This is a genomic window from Maribacter sp. LLG6340-A2 (assembly GCF_045057105.1).
Taxonomy (GTDB): domain Bacteria; phylum Bacteroidota; class Bacteroidia; order Flavobacteriales; family Flavobacteriaceae; genus Maribacter.
In genome coordinates, this window is sequence record NZ_CP159332.1 from 3624535 (window position 1) to 3651199 (window position 26665).

General features: G+C 32.8%; 22 protein-coding genes. 1 reads left to right on the forward strand and 21 read right to left on the reverse strand.

Translation table 11 applies throughout. The annotated features are described in order from the left end of the window. Window positions 1-40: 40 nt before the first annotated feature. From ABVM52_RS15315 to ABVM52_RS15415, 21 genes are all read right to left on the reverse strand, one after another. On the reverse strand, window positions 41-664 hold the full coding sequence (locus tag ABVM52_RS15315) for a DUF998 domain-containing protein (RefSeq protein ID WP_405381948.1): 624 nt from the start codon (window positions 662-664) through the stop codon (window positions 41-43). Window positions 665-670: 6 nt separating this feature from the next. Next, window positions 671-1408: a hypothetical protein gene (locus ABVM52_RS15320; protein ID WP_405381949.1), complete on the reverse strand. Its 738-nt coding sequence runs from the start codon at window positions 1406-1408 to the stop codon at window positions 671-673. Window positions 1409-1445: 37 nt separating this feature from the next. Next, window positions 1446-1736, reverse strand: coding sequence for a YdhR family protein (locus tag ABVM52_RS15325; protein WP_405381950.1), 291 nt, complete (start codon window positions 1734-1736; stop codon window positions 1446-1448). A 32-nt stretch (window positions 1737-1768) separates the two neighbouring features. Next, window positions 1769-2518, reverse strand: a complete 750-nt coding sequence (locus ABVM52_RS15330; RefSeq protein WP_405381951.1) for a DUF6597 domain-containing transcriptional factor — start codon at window positions 2516-2518, stop codon at window positions 1769-1771. A 42-nt stretch (window positions 2519-2560) separates the two neighbouring features. After that, window positions 2561-3133 (reverse strand): GrpB family protein, encoded by a 573-nt coding sequence (locus tag ABVM52_RS15335; protein ID WP_405381952.1) that lies wholly within the window; start codon window positions 3131-3133, stop codon window positions 2561-2563. 113 nt (window positions 3134-3246) lie between these two features. Then, window positions 3247-4473, reverse strand: coding sequence for an adenylate/guanylate cyclase domain-containing protein (locus ABVM52_RS15340; protein WP_405381953.1), 1227 nt, complete (start codon window positions 4471-4473; stop codon window positions 3247-3249). 376 nt (window positions 4474-4849) lie between these two features. After that, complete coding sequence (locus tag ABVM52_RS15345; RefSeq protein ID WP_405381954.1) at window positions 4850-5077, reverse strand: hypothetical protein; 228 nt, start codon at window positions 5075-5077, stop codon at window positions 4850-4852. Between the two features lie 165 nt (window positions 5078-5242). Beyond that, window positions 5243-6577, reverse strand: a complete 1335-nt coding sequence (locus tag ABVM52_RS15350) for a nucleoside hydrolase-like domain-containing protein (RefSeq protein WP_405381955.1) — start codon at window positions 6575-6577, stop codon at window positions 5243-5245. A gap of 179 nt (window positions 6578-6756) precedes the next feature. After that, window positions 6757-7971 (reverse strand): hypothetical protein, encoded by a 1215-nt coding sequence (locus ABVM52_RS15355; RefSeq protein WP_405381956.1) that lies wholly within the window; start codon window positions 7969-7971, stop codon window positions 6757-6759. A 524-nt stretch (window positions 7972-8495) separates the two neighbouring features. Continuing rightward, window positions 8496-9740, reverse strand: coding sequence for a WG repeat-containing protein (locus ABVM52_RS15360; RefSeq protein ID WP_405381957.1), 1245 nt, complete (start codon window positions 9738-9740; stop codon window positions 8496-8498). A 531-nt stretch (window positions 9741-10271) separates the two neighbouring features. Beyond that, on the reverse strand, window positions 10272-11993 hold the full coding sequence (locus ABVM52_RS15365; RefSeq protein WP_405381958.1) for a serine hydrolase domain-containing protein: 1722 nt from the start codon (window positions 11991-11993) through the stop codon (window positions 10272-10274). A gap of 68 nt (window positions 11994-12061) precedes the next feature. Beyond that, complete coding sequence (locus ABVM52_RS15370) at window positions 12062-12919, reverse strand: helix-turn-helix domain-containing protein (protein ID WP_405381959.1); 858 nt, start codon at window positions 12917-12919, stop codon at window positions 12062-12064. A gap of 105 nt (window positions 12920-13024) precedes the next feature. Then, window positions 13025-14146 carry a serine hydrolase domain-containing protein gene (locus ABVM52_RS15375; protein WP_405381960.1) on the reverse strand — a complete coding sequence of 374 codons (1122 nt, stop codon included), beginning with the start codon at window positions 14144-14146 and terminating at the stop codon, window positions 13025-13027. A 499-nt stretch (window positions 14147-14645) separates the two neighbouring features. Continuing rightward, window positions 14646-15119, reverse strand: coding sequence for a cell division protein (locus ABVM52_RS15380; protein ID WP_405381961.1), 474 nt, complete (start codon window positions 15117-15119; stop codon window positions 14646-14648). Between the two features lie 677 nt (window positions 15120-15796). Further along, window positions 15797-17260 (reverse strand): serine hydrolase, encoded by a 1464-nt coding sequence (locus ABVM52_RS15385; protein WP_405381962.1) that lies wholly within the window; start codon window positions 17258-17260, stop codon window positions 15797-15799. A 206-nt stretch (window positions 17261-17466) separates the two neighbouring features. Beyond that, window positions 17467-18573, reverse strand: a complete 1107-nt coding sequence (locus ABVM52_RS15390; RefSeq protein ID WP_405381963.1) for a hypothetical protein — start codon at window positions 18571-18573, stop codon at window positions 17467-17469. A gap of 227 nt (window positions 18574-18800) precedes the next feature. After that, window positions 18801-20033, reverse strand: coding sequence for a transglutaminase domain-containing protein (locus tag ABVM52_RS15395; protein WP_405381964.1), 1233 nt, complete (start codon window positions 20031-20033; stop codon window positions 18801-18803). A 220-nt stretch (window positions 20034-20253) separates the two neighbouring features. Further along, on the reverse strand, window positions 20254-20763 hold the full coding sequence (locus ABVM52_RS15400; RefSeq protein ID WP_405381965.1) for a hypothetical protein: 510 nt from the start codon (window positions 20761-20763) through the stop codon (window positions 20254-20256). Window positions 20764-20969: 206 nt separating this feature from the next. Next, window positions 20970-22619, reverse strand: a complete 1650-nt coding sequence (locus tag ABVM52_RS15405; protein ID WP_405381966.1) for an ATP-dependent nuclease — start codon at window positions 22617-22619, stop codon at window positions 20970-20972. 248 nt (window positions 22620-22867) lie between these two features. Continuing rightward, entirely contained in the window at window positions 22868-23494 is a 627-nt protein-coding gene (locus ABVM52_RS15410) for an HmuY family protein (protein ID WP_405381967.1), read from the reverse strand. Between the two features lie 37 nt (window positions 23495-23531). After that, on the reverse strand, window positions 23532-25646 hold the full coding sequence (locus ABVM52_RS15415) for a TonB-dependent receptor plug domain-containing protein (RefSeq protein WP_405381968.1): 2115 nt from the start codon (window positions 25644-25646) through the stop codon (window positions 23532-23534). 112 nt (window positions 25647-25758) lie between these two features. Here ABVM52_RS15415 and ABVM52_RS15420 point away from each other — a divergent pair, with 112 nt between their 5' ends. After that, on the forward strand, window positions 25759-26664 hold the full coding sequence (locus tag ABVM52_RS15420) for a DUF6607 family protein (RefSeq protein WP_405381969.1): 906 nt from the start codon (window positions 25759-25761) through the stop codon (window positions 26662-26664). Window position 26665 lies beyond the last annotated feature (1 nt).

A 26665-nucleotide genomic window follows, 5' to 3' on the forward strand; every position in this document is an offset into this window, starting at 1 on the left:
AAATAGAACAGACTTTATGGCTAAGTACAAACGCTCTTTTTTATAGATGTTTAGTAACTGGGTTTTCTTTTTGATGATTAAATAGTTTAATGGCTGTGTAAAATATCCATAAAAAGTAAAAGAAGAAGACAATTCTTTGTCCTAGCGCGGGAATGTTCGGAAAGATAAATGCCCAAGCACCAAATACAATAGTTAAGTATGTGAAAATTAAAGTCGGCTTTTTTGCTTTTTTCCAATAATCAGTTTTATTCATCAATTTTGGATAGGTAAATGCTCCAATTAAAAAGAAGATATAACTCCCAAAACTACCAACTGTATGCAAAAGCATTGTTATTGATTGTTTGTTATCAAAATCGCCAGGAAATATTCCTGCTATTGCCGTAAAAACACCACTCAATAAAATGCCATATAAAGGCAGTTTGCTAGATTTTTCAATCGCCATATTTTTGTATAGTCCAAAAGAATAAATTGCTATAAGTAAACCTGTAAGAATGTATCCGAAGCTGTTCCAAATCCATTTTTTTGGAGCATCAACAGAACCAAGTTCACTAATGGCTTTGGTGAACATTGAATATTCAGGACGCATTGATGACAAAATTACATAGGTAGTTAAAAAAACTATTGGCGATGCCATCCCGATTTTCCCGTAAACTTTGTTGGTCATTTTAATTTATTCTACTAATTCCATCAACATTTTTCTACCACCAAAATCTATTTCTTGTTTCAATATCTTTCTTGTGGATTTATCTATGAAATTGACCATTATTGCAGTATTATTTGAAATATCATCAGTAGTTTCAACTTTCCAAACTTGTGTCTTTTTGCCATTAAAGTTGATGCTTGTCTCTTCCGTGTTTTTAATTGTTGCTGTAATTACTCCAATTTTTGAATTAGGATTATAGTCAAAAATCGAAATAGTATTGGAATAGCCATTTTTTAAAGGAAGCAATCTTATTAATTGTGGATAGAAATTACTGTCAAAAAAAGGTTTGTCTGTTTTTTCTGAAATTTGTGTTTTTGTGTTAGTTTGTTTATCTAAATAATAGCCTGTAATTTTTTCACCAAAATTCAAAACCATATCTCTTTGTTGATTATATGAAGAATGATATATAGGTTTAAATGTTTCACTTTCAACTATAGTACTATCAATCCATTTTGTGGGTGACTGTTTCATATTTACAGTTGTGATAATATACATATTCTCTTTTTCTTTTTGAATTTGAGTTTGTATACTTCCTATTTTCATTTTGAGCGTATCTTGAAGCATAAACCAAGACAATTCTGATGTTTCTGAGTTTATAAGTTTTTTATTAGCAGTATTATTAGACGGACTCAATAAAGTTTCTTGACTAAATACTTGAACAGAGGCTCCAAAAATAAATAGTAAAAAGTAAAGGGTATTTTTCATTTGTGTATGTTTTAGATACGTTTTTAGGCATCGTTTATTATGAATCTCTTAATTGGAAAAGAATATCCATAATTTCAATATTTGGCGCATCATTAATAGCATAGGCAGATGGTATACTCTTGGCTAAATCAGATGCTTGATATTTTTTTAGGGATTGTAGCGAGTCCCATACATATACACCTCCATATTCTCCGTCTTTGCTTGTTTTAACGTAGTATTTTTGTAGAAGTCCAGAGATAGATTTAAAATTATTTTCTCTTTCTTTTGCTCTTTTTAATAGCTCATCTTCCGGTAAATCCGATTTCAACGTAACAATTTGTAATACCATAATAATTAGATTTTGATTTCTATAATCGCAATCTATTTATTATTGATGATGGAAAATTGTAAAAATCGGTCGTTTTCATTTTTTAGCAATGTAGAAGGTGTGAATCCTGTAATTTTCTTTATTCCTTTTATAAAATGTGATTGGTCAAAATAACCTTCTTCAGGATATAATTCTCCATTTTTTATCTGACTATATGTGGTAGCTCCTTTACGGATATTGCAATAACTTTTTAAGGAAAGTCCAAAGGTAGATTGAAAATATCTATTTATTTGTCGTTTAGACCAATTCGCTTGTTGTGAATAATATTCAATTGTCTTATTTCCCTTTGTTTGATTAATCGATTTTAAAAGAACTGATTTTCTGGAATCTATTATCTTTTGTTCTTCAATACACGATAACAAACATTTGTTCAGGTATTCAAATAAGCAATAGTCGTTATTTTCATGATACTCATCAATTCTCAAATACGTTTTATCTAATCGTTTTATTTTATTTAGCAATGAACTAATATGCTCTTGAATTATATTTTCTACAGCAAGCAATCTGAACTGTACACCATATATTGTAGTTTCTGGTGAGATAATTACATTGGTTTTATGATTCCATAAACCAGATAAAAAAATATTTTCAAGATTGTCATTGTGATAGCAAATTAATAAATCAAAAAAGCCATCAGGAAATATTGTATACTGCTGAAAATTTTCTTTATTATTTTCAATTTTCCAGTAACACCTTATATAGTCTCTAAGATTTTGATGTGGTTGCTGTTGATCGTAAATCATCCCAAAATCTTTTTTACTTTATTGCTTCTTGTTTGTTTGCGTTTATACATTTTTGTGCACTGGATTTTTCTCAATGATATCTAAGGTTTCATTTACAAAATCAGTTTTTCCAAGCACATACGAACCTCTATCGTTTTTAAATTTAGAGGCTAATTTAAGTTTTAAATTTTCGTATTCCTTTGCTCTTTTTTTATTTGCATTTAGATAGTCTCTAAAGTCAATTTGTTTCCACATCACATGATCTTTTGGACACATATGAATATGGAAAATCTGTTCTTTCGTCCCATTGACATTATAGCCTTTCCCAAATGTTGAATATTCCGCAATATGTTCTCTTGCAGGAACTTTGAAATGGGAATATCCTAATACCTTGAATTCATCAATTAGTTTTTTGTCAAACAGCAATGCGTCAGGAATTTCAATCATTAAATCGATATAGGGTTTAGATTTTATTGTTGTAATTGAAGAGCTGCCAAAATGTTCTATTCGCAATATTTTTTCTTTTCCAATTTTATTTAATATTCGGTTCTTTTCATTTTTGTAAATGTTTTTCCATTCTGGATTATGGTCTACCAATACAATTGGAAAAAGTCTGTTCCAATCTTCTTTGGTCAAATCATTTAGCGTTTTTTTCATTGTATCTCGATTATATTTTCAGCTTGCGCACAAAGTTTTGTGTATGGCGCTTATCCCGTGGGGCATGCATGATATATTTTGTTAGTTACAATTTATTTTACAAAATACATTTCCAATTCCCCTTTTCCCTTTGCAAAGATCCTTCCACGAGAAGAACATGTAAAGTCGTTTTCAATCAGTTCATAGGTAGTAGAAGATATATTTATTTTACCTACCTCACCAGCAGATTCCATTCTACTGGCTGTGTTTATAGTGTCTCCAAAAAGGTCGTATGCAAATTTCTTTTTACCTACAACACCTGCTACTACAGTTCCTGAATGTATGCCAACCCTCATTTTCCATTTTATTTCATGGCTTTTGTTTCTCTCCTCAAGGTATAATAGCATCATTTGTGCAGCTCTAATACAGTTGGCAGCATGATCTGTCATTTCTTTTTCAAGGCCACAGGCGGCCATATATGCATCACCAATGGTTTCGATTTTTTCAACTCCGGTATCTTCCATTATTTCATCGAATCGACCAAAAATATCATTGAGTTCATTTACCAAAGTAATTGCCGATATGGATGCTACAATTTCAGTAAAGCCTTCAAAATCAGTAAATAATATAGTAATGTTTTTATGTCTTTTAGGAATTGTCGTACCACTCTCTTTTAAATCTCTAATTATATTTGCCGGCAGAATATTATGCAGAAGATCTTCTGATTTTTTCTGTTCGGCCATTAAAGATTCTTCTGACCTATCAATTAAAATAGACATACTTGATATGAGTATGAGGCAAATGAATGCAGTAAGGCTGATATTGACAATTTGTGATAGGTAAGGATCAAACCCGCCAAAGTGAGCAGTTATATTCGATTGAAATATTACAATAACAATCAATATTTGGCAAGCTAGAATACCAAATATATGGGCTATATTTCTTGCCTTTCGGGGGAAAGTCATGTATGGAAGGATAATAATGAGGAAACAAACGACTTCAACACCTGAGGAATATCCCAACAAATACAGAAATAAGAAAAGAGACATGAAAGATGCCAAAATAAGCCATGTGGAAGCCAAGACTCGCCACCCTTTCTTGTTGAATATTACCGCTATTAGAAACATTAAGCCTAACAAAGCATTGCTCACATAAATGATTAATGCGTCTGTGAGAAAAAATGCAACTAGCATCCAAATGGCATTATAAATTACTCCTAAAACGGATGCAATATTCGTTACGCGCAAATATCTGATTTCAGTGATGGAAGCGTTGTTTTTAGCACCAATGTCAACCATTTCTTGAAAGAATCTAGATTTGTTATTATCATAAGTTGACATAAGCTTTTCTCAATTTCTAAGGATTATTATCTTTTCTTTTATTATAGCTAATGGTTGGACCTATGATTTAGTAGCGTGATTAAGTACTAAAGTTAGCAAATAATCACAGATAGAAAGTCTGCAAGGATTTTTATAGGTAGACTAGAACAAATAATAAATTATATACGTTGTTCTACATGTTTCTTATTTTCGGTTTGCAATAAATTCACCCGCAATTATATATGGCTGTCCTAAACTAAAATTGTTTGGACTAACATCTTCATTTCCAAAAATTAGAAGTTTAACATTTGGTCAATTCGCATAACCTTTATCATATGCGTCTGTTTCCTTTTTTATTTTATTCCGTGTTTTTTACAGACTTTTTCAATCGATTCTTTTAAAGGTTTCGGTATCGATAAATTCCGCTAAAATCTATTGTTTTGTGAGCAATTAATCTCCAATGCTCAACATTATACATTTTTCCAAAATCGTCTTGTTCTTCAACCACAAAATTAAATTCTATTGTCTTATATTGACCAATCTTACCTTTTAATTTAGTCAAGTGTAAATGTCCATTTTGATAGAATTCTGTTGTATTTGTTCTTTTTATTAAATGTTCAATCATTGGTTTTTTCAGATGTACGCTAACGGTAAATTGTATGAGTAGGGCCAGATTACGTGGTGGGTTCCTTTCAAACAACCATGCAGTTTGAAAGGGCTACAAACCTTGAAATTTAACTTTTATCTGCCATTACCTATATAAAACGTTATCGCCAGTTAGTCGTTATGTCTAAGGAACAATTTCAACAATTATCCTTTGATATCCTTTTAGTGATGGGCTCCCGTTATCTTTTACTTCCAGAATCAGATGGATAGTTTCTGGTTTACCAACCTTGGGAGCAGTAAACGTAATTTTTTTTGAATTTGTATTTTCTAATTCAATCGAACCATCATAACTTCCTGGTTCTTTGTATTGCCACCAATTAAATTTTAGTTCATCCCTATCAGGGTCTTTGGTTTTTCCGGCATCAAGGCTTATTTTTTTGCCGCTTTTTATTTTTATGTTTTTATCGCTGTTTATTTTAACTATTGGCGGATGATTTGCTTCATCATAACTTTTTACACACCAATCCATTCGCGCTTGATAATCATTATTTACGTCATCAATCCAAATTCTAAGTGATTTTTTGTTATCGCCATCATCTGTAGCATCAACATATACATTGGCTGCTTTGTCAGATTTTGTAAAACGACCGCCCCAACCACCATAGGTAGGGTTTTCATAATTTCTTAGGCCATTAGGTAAGGTATAGAAATATGCCGGACTATCCCCCTCACTAATATAATCTTGAGGATACAAAGCCCCCAATGGGCCATGCCCATTTTTTACGTTTTTTGAAATAAAATCATGCGTGTTTGGCTGACTTCTATAATTCCAAGTACCGGCAAAAGACCCACAATACAGCATGGTCACTTCAGGAAAGTTTTGTTCTATAAACATACCAGCTCCATCTTGATACCAAATATTGTACATCACAACTTTAGAAAGCGCTCTTTTATAATCTTTGGGGTACTTTGTTTTTAATTTATAGAAAGCCCTAGCTGCAGTATTTCCACCTCCCCAGGCCTGGATATAAACCGGCTCAGGATTCTTTTCTAATAATACTTCAACAATTTTATCAGAACCCGGCGTATCTTTCCAGTTCTCGGGTGTATATGTTGTTTTTGCACCCGGTTTTAGTTCCCATCTTTTTTTTATCAACCCTTTGAGGTGGTCATGGTCTTCATCGCCAATAAAACTAACCTTTTTTAAATATTCTGGTGTTGGGTAATCGGGACTATGTTTTTTTAGGTTAGGGTAAATTTTTTCATATGCCTCTAACTGTTTCTCATACCAATTTTCCTTGCTATGTCCCTCTTTCTGAAAAATCGAATTTGTTTCGATAATTGCACATACTTCCATATCACAGCTATAAAGTAAAAAGCGAATCATAGAACTATGATCGTCAATTTCTCCATCGGTCATTACAATTACTCGAGGTTTTGTGTTTAAGTCTGATGCTATTGCTTTATAATTAGAAAATACAACCAAAAAAACAATTACTAAGATTTTTTTCATATCCATTCATTTTTAGTTTTTAAATATTTAAAGGTGCTATTTTTCATAATTGGCGACGTATCGTGTATGATTAGTTCCGGACTTTTTCAACGGAAAATGTCTGCCTGTATCGAAGATAGTTAATTGCAAGGATTTCCATTTTAGGAAATCCGCCCGCAATTAATTATACACCGTGTTGGCAATAGTTATTTAACTTTTTTATTAAACTTTAGGGACTCGGTTCCATTAGTCAAAACAATAATATAATCTCCTTTTCCTAGTCCCAAAAAGCAATTTTCAGTTTTATCCAATACCTCGTAAATATCGACTGGTACTGCCTTATTTATTTCTTCTCCTTTTTTAAATGCCATAACTAATATTGGATAAGAAATATTTATTTCGGACAAGTCGATTTCTGTTTTTTGATTTCCATTACTGAAAACCCAATCAGGTCTATTGTCCAGATATTCAGTTAACGGATGCAATATTGCAAGGTCCGACCATGCTTGACCTCTTTGGTATTTAAAAGGTTGGTTTTCATTATTGACCAAAACAATAGATTTTGTTGGATTTAGGGCTTTTAAAAATCGGTTGTTAAATTCAGGTTTACTTTTCTCGCTATAGACTACTTGGTTGATTGTTAAAGGGTCAATTCCTGTATATTCTTTAACCCTGCCTGCCATTGCCTTTTCCCACGAACCATGAGTTCCTTCTAGCGCATGGTCAAAGCCACAATGGATTAAAAATTTATCGTTTGGTTTTTGTTTAATTATTTTCGAAATGTTTTTTGCTTGTTCAATTTCTCTTGGCTTGCCATTTGAGCCCGAGGTTTGCTCATATGGAAAAACGTTGAAACCAATCTCAAGTGCTTCTCTAACCAAATTACCAAATTGTGGTTCAATTATGTACCAACCTGTTTCTTGATAAGGATATTTTCTTTCCATCAAAAGGGTGTCCAAGTATTCGCCATTACCAAGTGCCTCAAGTCCCAAGTTTTTATAGCCTAATTCAAACAATTCTTTTAGTAGGGATTTTGTGAAAAATCTATGATGTGAGCTATGGTGAGCTTCATTTATAATTATGATTCTTTCATCTTTAGCTTTGTTTATGATATATTCTTTTGCAGATATTTTCTTGTAGAGCGAATTGATGGAATCTGTTTGAGATTGGTTATAATATTTTTTGGATGTTCCCATTGCTAAATCCCAATGACGCAAAGCATTTTTATAATCCCCTTTTGAAGCAAAATCCGCAGCGGACATTTGATATTTCCATGGGGTAGTATCCTTGGCGACTTTATCCTCAATTTCAGAGGTAAACTTATAATCTGTTGAGAAGTCAATTTTTTCTATTTCTCTTTTCTCCTCTCCGCAAGAGATTAGAAATAGAAATATGGTCGTTAAAATGATTGCTTTTTTCATAATTATTGCCAACGCAGCGCTATGTGTAGTCCGGGTTATTTTATGGAAATATAATGAAAACCTTTTTTGGTTTTCGATTGTATTGGGAATAAAATGACCCGGTCCTTCCGAGTGTAGCGAACACATGAATTCATTTAAAAATAAACATGTCATGAATAAATTACATATAGTGACTTGATATGTTGCGTTATTTTCTTCCGTTAAGCGTCGTATTTTGTAAATAACCTTTTATCCTACGGATTTATGTAATCTGTCATAGCGCTGCGATAATGTTACATTTCCCTTTGTACGGGCGGCATCTGCGAAAGCAGTGGGCGAGTAGTAGTGTTGGTAAAACGAGATATAGCACATAGGGTCGACGTAGGAGAATGCAACATCATCGTGATTGTATATGGTTTGTTGCGTGGTTATGCACGTAATTTAGCAAATAAAAACCGAATAGAAAATCCGCGAGGATTTTCGTAAGTAGGCTAGAACTAGCAATAAATTATATACGGTGTTAGCTGTAGGTTTTTATTTTAAATTTATTCTGCAAACCTTATAATTCCATCATTTTCAAACCAAAGTTGTTTGTATTTTATTGGAATTATTTCCTTTCCTTTATTGTTTATATATCCAACTTTACCATCAACTTCCACATATGCTAATTCGTTAACAAAAGGAAATGCCTTATCATAAATTGCTGGAATTTTGATTTTTCCTTTTTTGTTTATGAATCCATATTTTCCATTTTCTTCAAATAAAGCTAAATCATTAGTAAAGAAGGTATATTTAGTTTTTTTCAAATTGAATTTTACTTTTACCTTGTTTTTTGTATTAATATATCCATAATTGTCTCCTTTTTTTACAAAAGCAAGGCCATTCAAAAATGCACTAGCTTCATCATATTCAAATGGTATTTTAGTTTGATTTTTCCTGTCTATAAAACCCCATTTTCCATCTTTCGACACAGGTATTAGATTTTCATTGATGTTAAATCCAATTTCATCATAAATGATTGGAATTACTTCATTTCCTGACTTATCAATAAAACCATATTTACTATCGTTTTTTACAGCATATAGTTCATTATCATTTATGAAATAAATTTCTTGATATTTAGGTTCTATAATTATTTCACTATTGATATTTACCAATCCATTTAGTTTTTTTTTATCTATTGTTTCTTGGTAAATTAAAATTGAATCTTTGTCAAAATAGTGACTTTGTATTTCAAATTCTAAATCTTTATTAAAAACTATATCTCCATCAGAATTTAAAATGTAACTTTTTTTGTTTTCAGTCTGACATTTATAGTGGTTGAAACCAAAATTACTAACCATTGTATATTTGAATTCTGTCAATGAATCGCCTTTACGGTTTATTATACCATATTTACTATTTTTTTTAGCAATTCCAGTATTTCCATAATAGAAGAAGACATCAGTATAATTTTCGAAATAGGTTTCTTTGCCATCTCTACTTACAAAACCATAAACAGAATCTTTAATCACATTAGCATAATTATCATAAAATTCCGAACCCATATTGAATTTAGGTTCAATTATTATTTCTCCATTAGTATTTAAATACCCTATTTTTGGATATTTATTAGGTTGGATGTCATAATATAATATTCTCAATAGATTGTCGGATAAAGAATTACTTTCTGTTTTTTGAGGAACTCTTCCAAGAAAATTAATTATTTCGATATCTGCTTGAATTTTTTCTTGCGAAAAAGTCCAATTTATTGTGATTAAAAAAAGTAAGATTGTCAATTTGTTTTTCATATGTGAGTTTGTTTTTAACTTACAGCTAACGCAGCGCTATGTGTAGTCCGGGTTATTTTATGGAAATATAATGAAAACCTTTTTTGGTTTTCGATTGTATTGGGAATAAAATGACCCGGTCCTTCCGAGTGTAGCGAACACATGAATTCATTTAAAAATAAACATGTAGTGAATAAATTACATATAGTGACTTGATATGTTGGGTTGTTTTCTTCCGTTAAGCGTCGTATTTGGCAAATAACCTCTTATCCTACGGATTTATGTAATCTGTCATAGCGCTGCGATGATGTTGCATTTCCCTTTGTGCGGGCGACATCTGCGAAAGCAGTGGGCGAGTAGTAGCGTTGGTAAAACGAGATGTAGCACATAGGGTCGACGTAGGAGAATGCAACATCATCGTGTTTGTGTATGATTTCGTTGCGTGGTTCAGCAACTAAATTAGCAAATACAAACCGAATAAAAAATCCGCGAGGATTTTCGTAAGTAGGCGAATACTAGCAATGAATTATACACGTTGTTATGTACTGGCTTTTAATTTAATAAAGCAGGAAGTATGTATTCTTTTAGTATATCTCTAGGTTGGTTGCCTCTGCGATTTCTAAAATTTCCAGTCGTCATAACCACTACAGATTCTAACTCTGGAATTATAAAAATAAATTGACCTCCTGCACCTCTGGCTTCAATACATTTTATAGATTTCCCATTAATCGCGTAAGTGTCATGCCACCAGAAATAACCATATTCATTTTTATCTTGTACATCCTGTAATTGCACATGTTTTGCAACAGATTCTTTTACCCAAGTTTCCGATATAATTTGTTTTCCATTCCAAAGCCCATTATTAAGATAAAGTTGCCCAAATTTAAGAAGATCTCTAGGTGTTAAAAGCATACCACCTCCAAAATAAGGATTATTTTCAGTATCATCAGTTTGATTAATGTAATTGTTAATTCCTAAAGGCGCAAATAGTTTTTCATGCATATAGCTTTCTAGCGGTATTTCTAAACGTTCGTTTAAATACACACCAAGCAAAAACGGATTGGCAGAACCATAATCCGCATAAGTTCCTGGTTCTTTAACCATTGAAGCTTCTAAAACTGTTTTAAGCCAATTATTAGAATAACGAGAGTCTTGGTATGTGTCTTCTGCAGCTTTATTATTTACATCTAATCCAGAACTCATAGTTAATAGGTCCTTGATTGTTATTTTAGATTTTAATGCGTCTCGCGTGTATTGATATTCTTCTGGGATATAATCATAGAGTTTCTCATCGACACTTTCAATAATTTTATCGTCAATAGCAATGCCAATAATCGCAGATGATATGCTTTTTGAAGCAGAACGTAAATCATGAGGAATTTGCGCATTAAAGCCATCGTAGTAGTTTTCAAAAACTAACTTATTTTGCTTTGTGATAAGCACGCTATGTGTATTGACCAAGGTATTACTAGAATGAACACTGTCAATAAGCCTTAATAATTGGTGTTCATCTATTCCATAGTCTTTAATGTTAGCAGTAGCCCAACCATCATTCAATTGTGCAGGTGTATTGGTGTTTTGAGATTGGTCAACCTCATCTCTATTGTAATCCCAACCATCAGTAGTATGCTTTAAGCTTGTTTTAGTAATAAAAGCATCTGCTAATAATATCTCCAATTCAATGGTGTTTTTTAAAAGTTTAGCACGAAAGTTAAAACCTGTATTTCCGTCTCTAAATAGAAGTGTTTCTCCTTTTCTTTCAAAACCGCTGGTCCAAGTGCCTCTAAATCTTTGATCTCCAAAAAATGGATAAGCTGCTAGATTGCCACCCTCTGTATTTTCTACATAGAGCATAATATCATCAGATTGGAGACCATTATCTAACATAAACGGATTCCAAGTACCAGTGAATTTATTGCCTCCTACCTCTTTTAAACTAACATAATAAAAGAACTTACCTGTTTTAATATATCCAGTAAGTGCTTCTTGTTTTTGATTATACTCTAAATTAAAAAATAACTGTTGATCTAAATTGAAATGAATTTTGCTGTCTTCTGAAGAGAGTACATGTTCATTGAAAAGCGTTTTACCATTATCTATGGTTAAGTTGTATGTATTTCTATCTAACTTCTCCAACGACACCTGAAAATTGAAACTACGCTTATTGGGTAAAAAACCTATCCACTCGCCTTCATAATTTTGAACATTATTCTGCGCACAACTTACCAATGTCATAAAAGATAAACATGCTAAAACTACTATTTTATTGATCATATTTAATAAAAATTTAAGCTCCAAAAGTAGCGCTTAAGATTTGTTAGAAATTGTATGAGATTAACATTTTAATCTAGTTTGATCTTTTTCCTGTAAGAACTAGGATTCATATTAAAATTAGATTTAAAGACACGATTAAAATGACTCTGATCTGAAAAACCTAGTTTGTAAGTAATCTCTGTTAATGAAGAGCTAGAATCTAAAAGAAGAGGAATAGCTTTTTTAATTTTATCTTGTCTTATATATTCTCCTAAACTCATTGAAAGATGTTTTGGTGCAGCTCTAGAAATATGCACAGGATGTACACCAAGTTGATTAGATAAATACTGCAGACTTAAATTAGATGTATCATAATGTAATAATTCTTTTAGATCTTCAATCCAAATCGGAATTTTTTGAGAGTCGTTTGTTTTTAAATTATTTAAAGCTTCACAAATTTGAAGTAATAAAATTTCTACTGATACTTCACTGTAATCGTCAGAAAGTATAAATTCAAAATATAATTTCGCGAATAGTAAATGTATTTTCGGATTTTGAATGAGTTGACTGCCTTCTAGTAAACTTAAAGGTATATTGTTTTTTTCTAACCAATTTTTTTCAAATTCTAAATGAAATCCACTTGCATTATCAGAATGTTTTGAACCGTAGTGTGATTCTTGCCAGTTATTAAATATTAAGCTACCAGATGGACATAAGGTTTGTATCTTTTTATTAGAATCCATCATATTCCCTCGCAAAACGTACATAAAATATGGATTTTCATGGTAGTGCCAATCAGTTCTGTCTGCGGTATATTCATACTGCGACAACAAAACACCATTAAAGGATTTCTCAGAATTCCGACTTCCATAATATTTTCCTTTGGTTAATATTTTCATTTTTTGACGTGCTTGCACATAACGTGTTTGTGTATGATTTCGTTGCATGGGTTAGCACTTAACTTAACAAGTAAACACCAAGTTGCAAATTCCGAAGGAATTTCCAAAGTAGGCGAGAACAAGCAATTAGTTATAGCCATTGTTGGCATTTCGTTATTTTTCATCCAATGTTTTTATCAGTCCGAAACATAGTTGGTCAATATTCCCCATACTTTTGTTGAATGCCGAAACATTGGAAAGTATTATTATTCCATTTTTATTTTCTAAATCTAAAGCCATTGACGAAGTATAACCTCCAGTTCCTCCATTATGCCAAATCAATTCGCCTCCGTTTTTTCTTTTTAAAATATGCCATCCAAGTCCTATACTCATATTGTCATTCACTTTAAATGTAGGCTTTCGGGTTAGAGTTAATTCGTTATTTGTATTATCAAATTGAGCTAACCCAAATTTGGATAAATCTTCCACAGTAGAAAAAATGGCTCCACCACCAGCTAAAGCATCAAAATCCCAGTTCGAAGTCGTTTTGCCATTTGGTTTTAATCCTTTGGTAAGTTTAGTTTCTACATTTTCTCTTTTACTCGTAGAGTTTGCCATTTTGTACTTTGTAAATATTTTCTCTTGTAGTAGCGATTCATAGGATGATTTTGAAATAGTTGCTAATTCAAATCCTAAAATTCCTGCACCAAGGTTAGAATATTCATATTTTAATCCAGGCTCATGATTTAGTTCAATTTCTTTCGTTAAATAACTTATGAGCTTTTCTTCGCCATAGTCTTTGTAAGGATTGTCTTGGTCAACAAGCAAAAGGTTCAAATTTGAAGGTAATCTTGGTAGTCCAGATGTATGATTTGCAAGTTCCTTGAAAGTTATTCCGTTTTTGGAATTAATTTCAAAATCAAGGTAATCTTGGATATTGTCTTCTAATTTTAGTTTTTGGTCGTTTACAAAATGAGACAACAAGGTTGCTGTAAATACTTTTGTTATAGAACCTATTTCAAAAGCATTTTTATAATTTTCAATTAACCTAATTGTGTCATTTGTTCTTGCAATTCCAAGAAAGTCAATTTTTCCATTTTTGATAAAAGCAATTGATAATTGAGTGTTGTTTGGAAACGATTTAGTATTGTCAAATAGAAGTTGAGACTGCTCTTTAGTAATTCCACTATTTAAGATTTCAATCCCATTTTCAGCAACGGTTATTTGTCCATTAGAACAACTCGAAAGTACAATTCCGATTAAAGCAGTTAAATATTTTCTAATTCGTTTTTTCATTATGAATGCCAACGCAGCGCTATGTGTAGTCCGGGTTATTTTATGGAAATATAATGAAAACCTTTTTTGGTTTTCGATTGTATTGGGAATAAAATGACCCGGTCCAGATTACATATAGTGACTTGATATGTTGGGTTATTTTCTTCCGTTAAGCGTCGTATTTGGCAAATGACCTCTTATCCTACGGATTTATGTAATCTGTCATAGCGCTGCGATGATGTTGCATTTCCCTTTGTGCGGGAATCGAGGTACGAGATGTAGCACATAGGGTCGACGTAGGAGAATGCAACATCATCGGTTTAGCTAAGCGTAGTGCGGAAGTAAGGAAACATTTCGTTTCCGTCTGAGTACGAAGCTAAAGCTTATTGTTTTGATTTGTTTTTTTCTTGTCCAAAGCTAAATCCATAAGATTTAGCGACTTAGTAAATATACACAGACCTTTCGATTTAGCCCAAAACTCCGCATTACGTTTAGGTTTTGTTAGCATACGTACTTTTCTCTACGCAACTATTTTTTTCCATTTGTCCGTTTCCGCAAAGTCCTTTACGATTCTATTCCGTTCTGCTAATAAGTCCGTCATATATTTTAGCAAGAATAGCTTGTCCGCTAACTTACCCAAGATTCCAAATGGAGATTCATAATCAAAATAGTCCGTCATCAAAGTCCCTTCATTTAAGTCCTCAAAATGATGTTCGTGCCTGAAACTTTTGAAAGCTCCTTTTACCATTTCATCTACAAACAGATTAGGGCGTTCAAATCCCGTAATCTTTGAAGTAAGTTTTTGATAAATCCCAAAGTGTTTTGCTCTCCAAGTAACCGATTCGTCCATTCCTATTAATCCACTAGTTTTTCCAGCGATTGCAGTTTCGTTTGTATGTTCCGTAGAGATTTTGTGTAAGTCAATACTGCGTGATAAGTCGAATACGATTTCCTTACTCGCTTTGATTTCTGTTAGTAATTCGATTCTAGGCAAAGCTTAGTAATTTTTAATTATTAAAATTACTCCCCAAATGATTGAAAAAATTCCGAAACCCCAAGTACTAACTAAGGCACGCCATGAAGCAAGTCCGTGTTTGTTCATATTGAAAGTTTCTTTTTTATTGTATTGATAAAGGCAAATTAGGATTCCTAAAATTAGTAAGTATATTCCAGTATAAATCGGATAGGTGTTAATTATATCTATAAAAATATCTTTTAATTTTTTCACTTAATTCGAGGTTGCTTAGTATGTATGCTAACGCAGCGCTATGTGTAGTCCGGGTTATTTTATGGAAATATAATGAAAACCTTTTTTGGTTTTCGATTGTATTGGGAATAAAATGACCCGGTCCAGATTACATATAGTGACTTGATATGTTGGGTTATTTTCTTCCGTTAAGCGTCGTATTTGGCAAATGACCTCTTATCCTACGGATTTATGTAATCTGTCATAGCGCTGCGATGATGTTGCATTTCCCTTTGTGCGGGAATCGAGGTACGAGATGTAGCACATAGGGTCGACGTAGGAGAATGCAACATCATCGGTTAGTATATGAAAAGTAGGCGATTACGAAGCACCAAACTTTCGGTTATGCACAAAGTTTGACACGAGCTAAAACCCTTGATTTCACTAATATTTCGCCTATTTTTTATATACATTGTTACAAACAGTTATTTATTTTCATTCAGCCATTGCTGAGCTTCCTTTGTATACCAATTATTCGAAAAATTCGTGGCGTTTACGATATTCTCGAAGTAGGTCTTAGCTTTTTCGGTGTTTCCTTTTCTAGCGTAGTAATTTCCTAAATATGTATTTGCATAGGGGTTATTTGGTTCCTTCTGTAGAAGTTGTTTTCCAATGTCTAATATTTGATTATCAAAATCATTAAACTCGCCAAGTTCCATATAAAAAGCCACATTTTTTAGAAATGAAAGATTATGCAACAGGTTTAAATCGGCATAGTCCGAGTAGTCTGGGTATTCTGCAAAAATGTGATTCAATAATTTCGCACTTGTTTTTAATTTATTAGGGTCAAATCTTGCCATATAGGATTCTGCAAGTGCTTGTCCTAATATCTTTTTTCTATAAAAGGCAGTATTTGAAAGAGGTTTAGAAATTGAATCCTGTTTTTCAAACAAAGGCATTTCGGTTAATTCCAATACATAATTTTTAAGAAAACTAAGGGCGAACAAGGATGAGGTAACGTCTCCATTAATAAGTCGAGCAGGGTCACTTAATAGACTATTATTGGCAAGTAGTGTTAAAGTAATATTCTCTGAGGGGATTTTTAACAATAGGCTAGAATAACAATCGTATTGACCATAAGCCCAAACAATCTTTAAATTCTCAAATTGTTGATTGAATATTCCGTATCCGTATGGCATATCTTTTTTAAATGATGAAAACATTAACTCCTTCGATTCTTTATCAATTATTGAGTTGTTATCCAATGCCTCATTAAAAATGGCTAAATCTTCTAAATTAGAGACAATTCCAGCCGAAGATGAATAACCATAATCAATAAATCCTTTTTCAATTCCATTATCCAGAATATAGGGTTTCGCTATTCTACTAATTTGGGTGGAATCTTTGAGTAAGAACGTATTCTTAAGTTTCAATGGCGTTAATATTTCCTTTTCCATCATTTCCGAAAAGGATTTTCCTGATGCTTTTTCGATGACATTTGTTATAAGTCCAAACCTTGAACTGTAATAAAAATTCTTTCCTACATTTCCTTGAGAGGTATGTGATAAAACGTGTTTTACTAGAATTGAATCACCAAGTATGGGTTTTGCCAAAAATTTATTGATAGGTTCATCAAGTGATAGCTTTTCTTGCTCAACGAGTTTCATTATTATAACTCCTGAAAACGCTTTGGTTATAGATGCTATTGGAAATAAAGTTGTAGAATCTACATTAATGGACTTTTCTAAGTCAGCTGCTCCAAAATATTCTCGATAAATGTTTTCTCCATTTTTCTCAATTGAAACAGCAAGCCCTGGTATTTTAAAATAATCCTTTAACTCGGTAAGTTCAGAAGTAAATTGTGCTGCTTGTTTGTCAATAGGTTTTTTTTTCTCCGAACAACCTGAAACGAATGCCAGAAGAATAATAATTTTTAAGAGTTGTTTCATTGACTTTTCTAATTGTTTGTAACGGTTTGTGTATGAAATGTAGCGTATAAAATGACGCTAACTTTTCGGATTATCACAGAGCCGAATTTTTATGTTTTGTTTTTACTTTTTTTATTTTAAAAGCCAAATTTAAAAATTTGGCGGTCTTTGCAAATAAGTACAAACCTTTCGGTTTAGAACTTATTAGCTATGTTTTATTCACGTTGTTATGCACTGGCTTTTCCTTTCCAGAATTCAACAATGCTTTCGGTTATTACTTTTTTGTTATTAAAAAACAATTTGATATCTACAGATTCTTGTTCGTTAAAATAATAGAATTCAATAATATCTACTTTTGCATTCTCTTTTATGATTTTCATTATATGTGAATCATTATTTGGGGATAACCCAATGAAGGTTATTTTTCCTTCTACTGATTTTAGTTTATCCACAGAATAATCAATTGAAAATTCTAAATCAGGTTCTTGTGTTTTTAACTTAACAGCCTCATAGAGTTTTTTTACTATTTCATTATCAGAATTTTTCCATTCCTCCATTTGAATTTTAATCTCTGGGTTTTCTTGCATTCCTTTAGCAAACTTGTCTATAGCTGAATTTGCTAATTCTGGTTGATTTGCCGCGAATAATTTAAATGCACCAGAACTACCAGTTATTGCATTCGAAAATGTATGTTCATATCCTTTAATCACAGGTGTCTTTTCTGCGGGTTTATCAGATAATCGATTTCTAAAACTATTAGAGTCATAAACTGGGTCAAGTACGTGAAATGCTCCGTGTAAGTATAATACGTTTTTACCTGTGGCTAACTCAATATTCTTGTCGTAATTAGTTGTGAAAATATTATCAAAAGAACTGATGTAATCAATAACGTTAGTAGGGAATTTTAAATGTAATTTATTAATTTTTCCTTTGTTAAATATTGAATCTAAAAACAACCTTCTTAAAAATTCTTGGAAATAATATCTCTCTGGGTTTGTTATTTTATTTTTTCTACAGTGTAATTCGTTTAGCAAAAAGTAATATTCAAAACCTATATCCGAAATAGAGACATTTCTCGAGTAAATACTCTTGAAAGTATCTAACTCTTCTTTTTCATCATTTAATACCGCTAATTGGTCGTAATGCCCATTTATAAAATCAGGAATTACTGAGTGTAAAGTATAAATCCAGATTTCGATTTCTTTAGTATAAACATCTGTTGAAAAATCGCCTGTTTTTAAATACAACAAAGCTCTTTCGATTATACTTTTATTTGTGTATTCAAATCCACCGAACTGAATATCTATTCCATTTCCAATTATTATGTTATTCATTCAGTTTTTTTCGCTTGTGCATAACGGTTCGGCTATGGCAAGTAGGGCAGTAAGGAAACCTTTTTGTTTCCGTCTGCGCTCGTAGCCAAAGCTTTTTGTTTTGTTTTTATCTTTTTCATTTTAAAAGCCAAATCCAAAAGATTTGGCGGACTTAGCAAACACCCCCAAGCCATTAAATTTAGCACTTTATGCCTTATTTGCTATAGGTATTGTTAGGCATAGGCTTTTCAATCGTAAGGCACAAAATCTCTCAAGAGTTTCCATTTTTTTAAATATCTTTTTGAATAATCGGTGTGCTTTATAATTGAAGGTTCAACTTCCAATATTTTATATTCCAATTCGATAATAAAGTCAATAAGTTCTTGCTTATACTTTTCGGTTAGTTTTAATTTTTCCTTGTTTTTTCCTGAATATTCAAGTCTATATAATATTTTCATTGATTTTTTCAGTTCGTTTTTTCCTTGATAAAAATGAAGGTTTGCATTTTTGATAGTATTCTCTATTTGGGTGTCTTCGATTTTAGGGTTTCGGAATCTCTTATTCATATAGCCAATAAATGTATTATCAAAGTTGATACCCATATTTATTTCATCTTTGGCTTTATTAACTCTCTTGTTCGTGTCATTAAAGGTTGAAATCCATTCGTCGTATGTAAGATTTTCAATTTGTTCTTTACTTTCATTCACATATTTCTGAATCAACTTATTAGTAATGCCCGATTGAGTAATACGCTTTATTTTCTTCTTGATTAAAGTAATAGAATCTAAAGTTTTCATTGTAGAAATAGAATCTTTATAGTTAAAATTTCCACTATCATGAAGGTTTGTAAAGTCTTTGTTTTCTATATCGAGATTGCTTATCGGATTATTAAGAAATTGCCAAATTGGGTCAAATGGCACATGAGTTTTAATAAATTCTTTTGAAGATATTAGAAAGTATTCATCTATAAATTTATGTATATAGTTGCCTTTATAATTAACATATCCAGCTGCCCACGTATTGTCTAAAAATAAATAATCACCCTCTATTTTTACCGCATTCCATGAATGGCTAATGTCTGGAATTTTATTATTATCTATTTCTGGAGTATAGCCTGAAATAACGTAGGATTCAATACCAATTGAATTGCACATGTAATGAAAAAGCTGAGAATAGTTGTCGCAAATACCTTTTCCAAAATTTATGGTCTCTTCCACCAATTTATCATAAGAGGTGTAAGTAACATCACTATTGAGCAGGCTTAGGTCATATTTTATATTATGGGTAATCCATATATGCAGGGCTCTTACTTTTTCATGTTCGCTTTTTAGTTTTAAGGTTAAGTATTTAGCGATTTCCTCCGAAGTTTTCAATGAATCAGGAACGTTTTTTGACTGCCTATCAATTTCTTCATATTTAGGATTCCCTTTTACATTGTTGAATGAAAAAAGGAGAATTAATATGTAAAGGTATTTTGCCATATATTTTATTCAGCTTATGCCTAACGTTTTAGCTATGAACAGTACGGGAGCAAACTAGCGTTTGCTTTCCGCCACGCACAAAGCGAAATCTTTTGGTTTTGTTTTTTCTTTTTTTGTCTAAAGCGAAATCCTAAAGATTTCGCGACCTCATAAAAATACGCAAACCTTTCGTTTAAGCCCGAAACCCGTATTATTTATAGGTTGTGTTAGCAAAAGTATTTTATTCGTCAACACCATAAGTTTTTTTAAATCCATCAGCGCTTTTAATTAGGAAGATACTGTAGATTAAACTTCCTACTATTAATAACTTTACTACAATTCCATTAAAAATTGAGCGGGGTTCAACAATGAAATTTAAAGTATATATCCCAATCATTAATATTAATGGGATTATAGTTAAAATTAGTGGGCTTTTTTTTATGAAGAAAGCGCATAACAGAAAAACTGCCACGATAATTCCATTTAGAATTAAGTCAAATAATTGATAACTATTCTTTATGAATCCAATTATCAAAAAAATGAGATTAATTCCTGCAATTGCATATAGTATCTTTTGACTTTTTTCTATTGAATCTGTAGAATCAATTAGGACACCTTTTTTATTAATAAACTGACCAATGTGAATTGCTCTTTCCTTTTCAGTTCCGTTAAAAGGGAATTTACAGTTTTTGCAAGTGTCAATCTTGTCCAGATATTCTTTCTTACATGAAGGGCATTTTAGTTTTTCCATATTTTTGCTAACGGTTTGTGTATGAAACGTAGCGCGTAAAAAGACACTAACTTTTCGGATTAACACAGAGCCGAATTTTAATATTTTGTTTTTACTTTTTCTATTTTAAAAGCCAAATTTAAAAATTTGGCGGATTTTGCAAGTAAGCCCAAACCTTTAGATTTAGCACTCACTAGCTATGTTTTATACACGTTGTTAGCCACAGTTTATTTATTCCAACTATTTATTTTTTTTACTAACTGATTCATTTTTAATTTTAAGTCAAGAACGTTTAAATCATCAATATCAATATGCTTGACAATTTCTGACGAATATTTGCTTTTGGCGGTGGCATATTTTTTTGTTGAAACTTTTGATATTATATCTTCTAATTTTTTGTTAGAGTCAATTTTAATTTTTTCAACTTCTAACCATTCCTTTAAAGATTTAGTAGATATATAGTTTTCAATTTCACGCCCTTTTGTGACCCAAGAATTTCTATCCCCTAATTCAGACTTAATTCTTGATTTAGTTGCATTAATTTTTGTCGTACTGGAAAAACCATCTCTATCCATAATTACAAAAGCATTTCTATTTAGTCTCAAAAGTGGAATCAATTCCGTTATTATTTTATCGTTTAGAAATGATAAGTGAGATAATAGTCTTCCTCCATAAAACATAATTGAGAAATGTAAACCTTCCACTAATGCGGAATCTAAAAGGCTAATCCATTTTAATAAAAATGTTCTATCGCTTGGGCCTTCTACCCAAATAACACCATTGGATTGCAAAATGTCACTTGATTGGTAACCTAAATCATTTAGTATTGAAAACGTTTTTGCTGTTCTATTTGCATTAAATATTGTTGATTTTACACCATCATTTTGGACGTGATAAACAGATGTATTATATCTTGAATCTAAGAAGATATTTGAATGAGTTGTTAAGAAGTAAATGTTCTTCGTTTTCCCTAAAAACTTAATAAATTTTCTTTGTAATTCAGGATGAAGATGGATTTCAGGTTCCTCAATACAAACAATTGAATTTTCGTGAATCACAAGAGTACTACATAACAAAACTAACTGGTGTATTCCAGTGCCAAAAGATTCTAAAGGCAACCTGTTATCATCAATAGTTAAAACAATTTCCTTTTTAGTATGAGGGATTTCAATTTCTAAATCAGGTTTATTTATCAAATCTCTAACAAATCTTTGTATTAAGTTGAATTTCTCTCTGGAATTTTCATCTCCTATTACAGGGTTTTGCATTTCAAACATTTTGCTAATTATGTTTGAACCATTAATTGAGGAATTAGAATCACCTAAAGAATGACCTTCTTGAATAACTCTTAAGTGAGGTATATAAATTAAATCATTAAAAGTTTTAGATACTATAGTCTTGATTGTGTGAGTGAAATTCTGTTTTATAGCATCCAATAATTGGCTTTTGCTCGCTCTTGAATAACTTTTTTGATATGGTACTAATTGTTGTTCTGTTAGGGTAGAAAATACTTGGGGTAACTCAATTGTTTGTGAATTTAATGTGAGTTCAAAAAAATGATGCTCTTTTAAGAATCCGTTGTGGTCAAATCCGTGTGAATATCTTATTTTATCTTTATTAATTGGTAAGTCTTCTCCCTTAATTTTTAAACGTAAAATTGCTTGTTTTCCATTTCGTCTATGTTGGTTTTGAATGTCATTAGGGAATTTATTTAACTCCTTAAGGTTTGAATTGAGAGTTTGTAAGAATCGAAGAACATTTGACTTTCCGCAATTATTTTTACCAATAATGATGTTGATTTTTTTGAGATTATCCAGATATACTCCTTCATCATCAAAACTTCTATAATTACTTATTCCAAATCCTTGTATGCTCATTTTTCAAATTGTGGCTAACGTAAAGATATAGATCGTATGATCTATATATCTATTATACCCCTAATTTAGGTAAAATTAGGTAGCGACTAAGCTAATACGGGAGAATTACCTTTATGTTATTCGAAAATTATACGTGTAATATGCGTTTATAAACATTTAAAAATGGTTACTGATTTCTAGAGTTTTAAATAAGGTAAAAAAGCCCACCAAGTAAATGATGAGCTTTTTATAAACAACTTAAAATAAAACTATTCTAATGAGGTGTCACCTTCATTGGGGTTATACACATAGTTAAATGTATAATAGGGGGTAGCGTCTGCAAATGCATTTGGTTCAGTAGGGGCGTCCTCATAATAGCTTAAGATTTCAACTTTTGCATAGTTACCTGCTGTGGTTCTAAATACGAATACCTTGCCTGGTATGGGTGTAATTAAATGCGTTGGATCACCTGCGTAGTTATACCAACCGTTGTCGCTACCTGTTGGTATGGCAAATGAGGCATCTGCATCTTGGTTAAACGTTAGACCTTCTGCAGTGGTTACACTTGCCAGTGTTCCCGTTACTATGGCTACACCGGCATTGCCGTTTCTTTCCGGCTCATCTGCAGTTCCTGTTACCGTGCCTCCGTTTACGGCTATTGTAGTTCCTCTAAAGGCTATATCCCAATCCGTATCGCTAGTGGTAATGGCACCGGTTTCAAAATCAAATTTTGCAAACTCGCCGCCTACGGGTTGCCCTTGCCCTCCGGTTTGTGGAGCATACAGATTACTTACGGTTTCTGTCTGTACGGGATCTGTTGGAGTGCTGTCATCATCATTGCTGCAAGAGGCGAATGCCACTGCTAAAAATACTACTGCTAAAATGTTCTTCGTCATGGTAATTGTAATTAAAACCTGCGCGTTGTCAGGTGGGTTAGAATTGATAATTTAATTTAATGAATGCTTGTATGCCCGGCATCGTCGGGATGTTGTTATCCGTATAGTCCAGTAGATTATTGGCGCCAACCTGTAATGTGAAATCGGAATAGAAAATTTTGCTGATCGCTGCATTTATCGTTACAAAACCGTCTATAAAACTGGTGTCGAAACTATCGATCAGTCCGTTGCCATTGGTGTCGTATTGTGCGTATTTACTTCTATACAGTACACGTATATTTACATTGGTGTTGGCAGATGGTATATCGTAATACACCTTGAAGTTGGCGTTGTGACGTGAACGATCGACCAAGCCAAAATAGTCTGACTGTGCTAGTGCGACGGACTGTCCACTTGCTGCATCCCGAATAAATACTTGATCATCCTTTACATCTTGTTTCTTTTGTTTGTCAAAGGCATATAGCAACTGGTATCCGGCACTGATGTTTAGCTGATCGGTAAGTTTATAGCTTGAATTTATTTCAAAACCAGTGGTGTATATTTCATCAAAATTCATGTAACTGAATACATTTTGTCCGTTGGTCTTGCGTGCAATGATCCTGGTATCTATAAGGTTTTTAAAATCGTTTCTAAAGAAATTGACTTCGGTAGTACCTTTGCCATGATTTAAATTGAAACCTAGGTTATACCCAATAGAGCTTTCGGCTTCCAAAGGTTTACTCAATTCATCCTCGGTTACGATAACATCTAAAATCTGATCTTGTGCTTCTAATTCCTGTAATTTTTCAAAGGCTACATTATAGCCAAGTACGGTGTAGCCAACGGCGGAGTTGGTAAAGTCAAAATACAATTGCCTAAAATCTGGTGCTTTAAATCCGTAGCCTACAGACCCTTTAATAGAAAGGTTGTTGTTCAACTGGTAACGTAGTGCCAATTTAGGGCTAAACTGATTGTTGTATTCGGAATGATTGTCAAATCGGGCACCGGCAATTACATTTAGCTTTTCAATGGGGTCAAAGTCGTACTGTGCATAGAGGTATTGTGAAGTGAAGTTTACCGTTTCATCAAAATAGGTGCGATCTAAATTATCTATCTGTAGTCCGGCACCTGCGGTTAAAGTTCCATTTTGGAACCCAATTTTACTGTCATTCTCATTGGCAAAGGTATAACTACCGCGCACCTCTGGTCTAAATAGCTTTTGATCAAAGTCACTATCGCTCAAAACATCTGTAGAAATAGGGTCTGCCAATAATTCTGTAGCTACATAATTGGTGTAATATAGTTCATAGGCCATCGTAAGATTCGGGGTCCATGTGTGGTCTAGTCTTGCATGCGCGTTCCATTCACGTTCTTTGGTATCACCTTCATATTGAATACTGTCCAATGAAAAACCGGCATCTTGTACCTGATCATAAAAACGACCCGAGGTAAAAAGGGAAAGTTTGTTGTTAAAGTCATAGTATAGCCTACCGTTTAGGGTGTAGTTGGTAAACGGGTTTACGGTTTGCCCTTCAACATCTTCATTGAGGTCATATCCTTCGGATGAAAATCGGTTCGCAAATAATCCGTAGCGAAATTTTTCAAACCCTTGCTTCAGGTCTAGGTTCATGTCTTGCTGTGTGTAACTTCCTATTCTGTAGGATGCATTACCGGTCAATGCCTCGGTCTTCGGTTTTTCAGTGATAATATTTATCACTCCGCCTAAAGCTTCAGAACCGTATAAACTGCTAGACGGACCTTTAACTACTTCTATCTGTTTGATATTGCCAACGGTTAACCTACTTAAGTCAAAATTTCCGGCACTTCTACCCACTAAGGGAACACCATCAATTAGTATAAGTATATAGTCTGATGCGATACCTTGTATTTGTACGCCTTGAAATCCGCTCTCATCGGTAACGGTAATAATCCCGGTCTGCTCGTTCAGTATTTCGTTAAGACGAACCGTTCCCGATTTAATGATCTGTTTTTTGCCAACTAGGGTAACAGGTAATGGAAGCGACGATAATTGGCGCTCGGTTCTAGTTGCGGTTACGATGACTTCATCTAGTTGTTGAGGTAAAATAGAGTCGGTAGTGCTGGGCACTTGGCTCTGCGCAACTATATAATTTGCACCTATTAATACTAGTAAGGTCGGTAATCGAAATCGCATTATATTTATTTAGACTAATTCTTAATAATGTTCAAATATATGAACAATTTTTATTTAGAATGAATTAAAATAGTTATTTTTGTCTCGAACATTAAAATACCTAACACGTAAAATGAAAACAGTTTTACCTACCATATTGGCACTAGTACTATCTGTAAGTGCCATTGCCCAAAGGGCAAAGATGAAAGAAGACCGCGAGGCTATAAAGAGCATGTGCGGTTGTTTTGAGGTTACGTTCAATTTTGCCGAGACTTTTAATCATAGTACGGATTCCTTATATAAACCTTCCAAGACTAAAGTGGATAAAGGTTTGGAATGGGCAGAATTGGTAACGGATGAGGATGATAAAATCTCCATACAACATTTATTACAGGTAGGTAACCCTGCTGATCCGCATATTGTAAAACACTGGAGACAAGATTGGCTATATGAGAATACCGACCTTTATTCGTATAATGCGGATAACACATGGACCTATAAAAAAATACCTGCCGATCAAGTAAAAGGGCAGTGGACGCAAAAAGTGTTTCAAGTAGATGATAGTCCGCGTTACGAAGGTTCTTCTACTTGGGTTCACGTAGACGGTAAGAGTTTTTGGGAGAATACTTCAGATGCTCCGTTGCCAAGACGTGAGTATACTACCAGAAGCGATTATAATTTGACCATACGTGGCAACCGTCATGAAGTAACAGATTATGGTTGGTTGCATGATCAGGATAATAAAAAAGTAATTCGTGAACCAGGAAAGGAAGATATAATTCTCGCACAGGAGAAAGGATATAATACCTATGTAAAGGTTGATGATAGTAGATGTGCTGCTGCGGCAACATGGTGGAAGTCCAATGCCGATAAATGGGCAATAGTCCGCACCAAGTGGGACGATGTTTATGGAAGAAACCAAAATCTTTCTTTAGAAGAAAAAGTAGATAATAAAGTGTTGTATAAATATCTTTTTGATGATGAATATGATCAAAAGGAAGAAATAGAAGAAATAATTGAATCATTTGTTAAAAAATAAG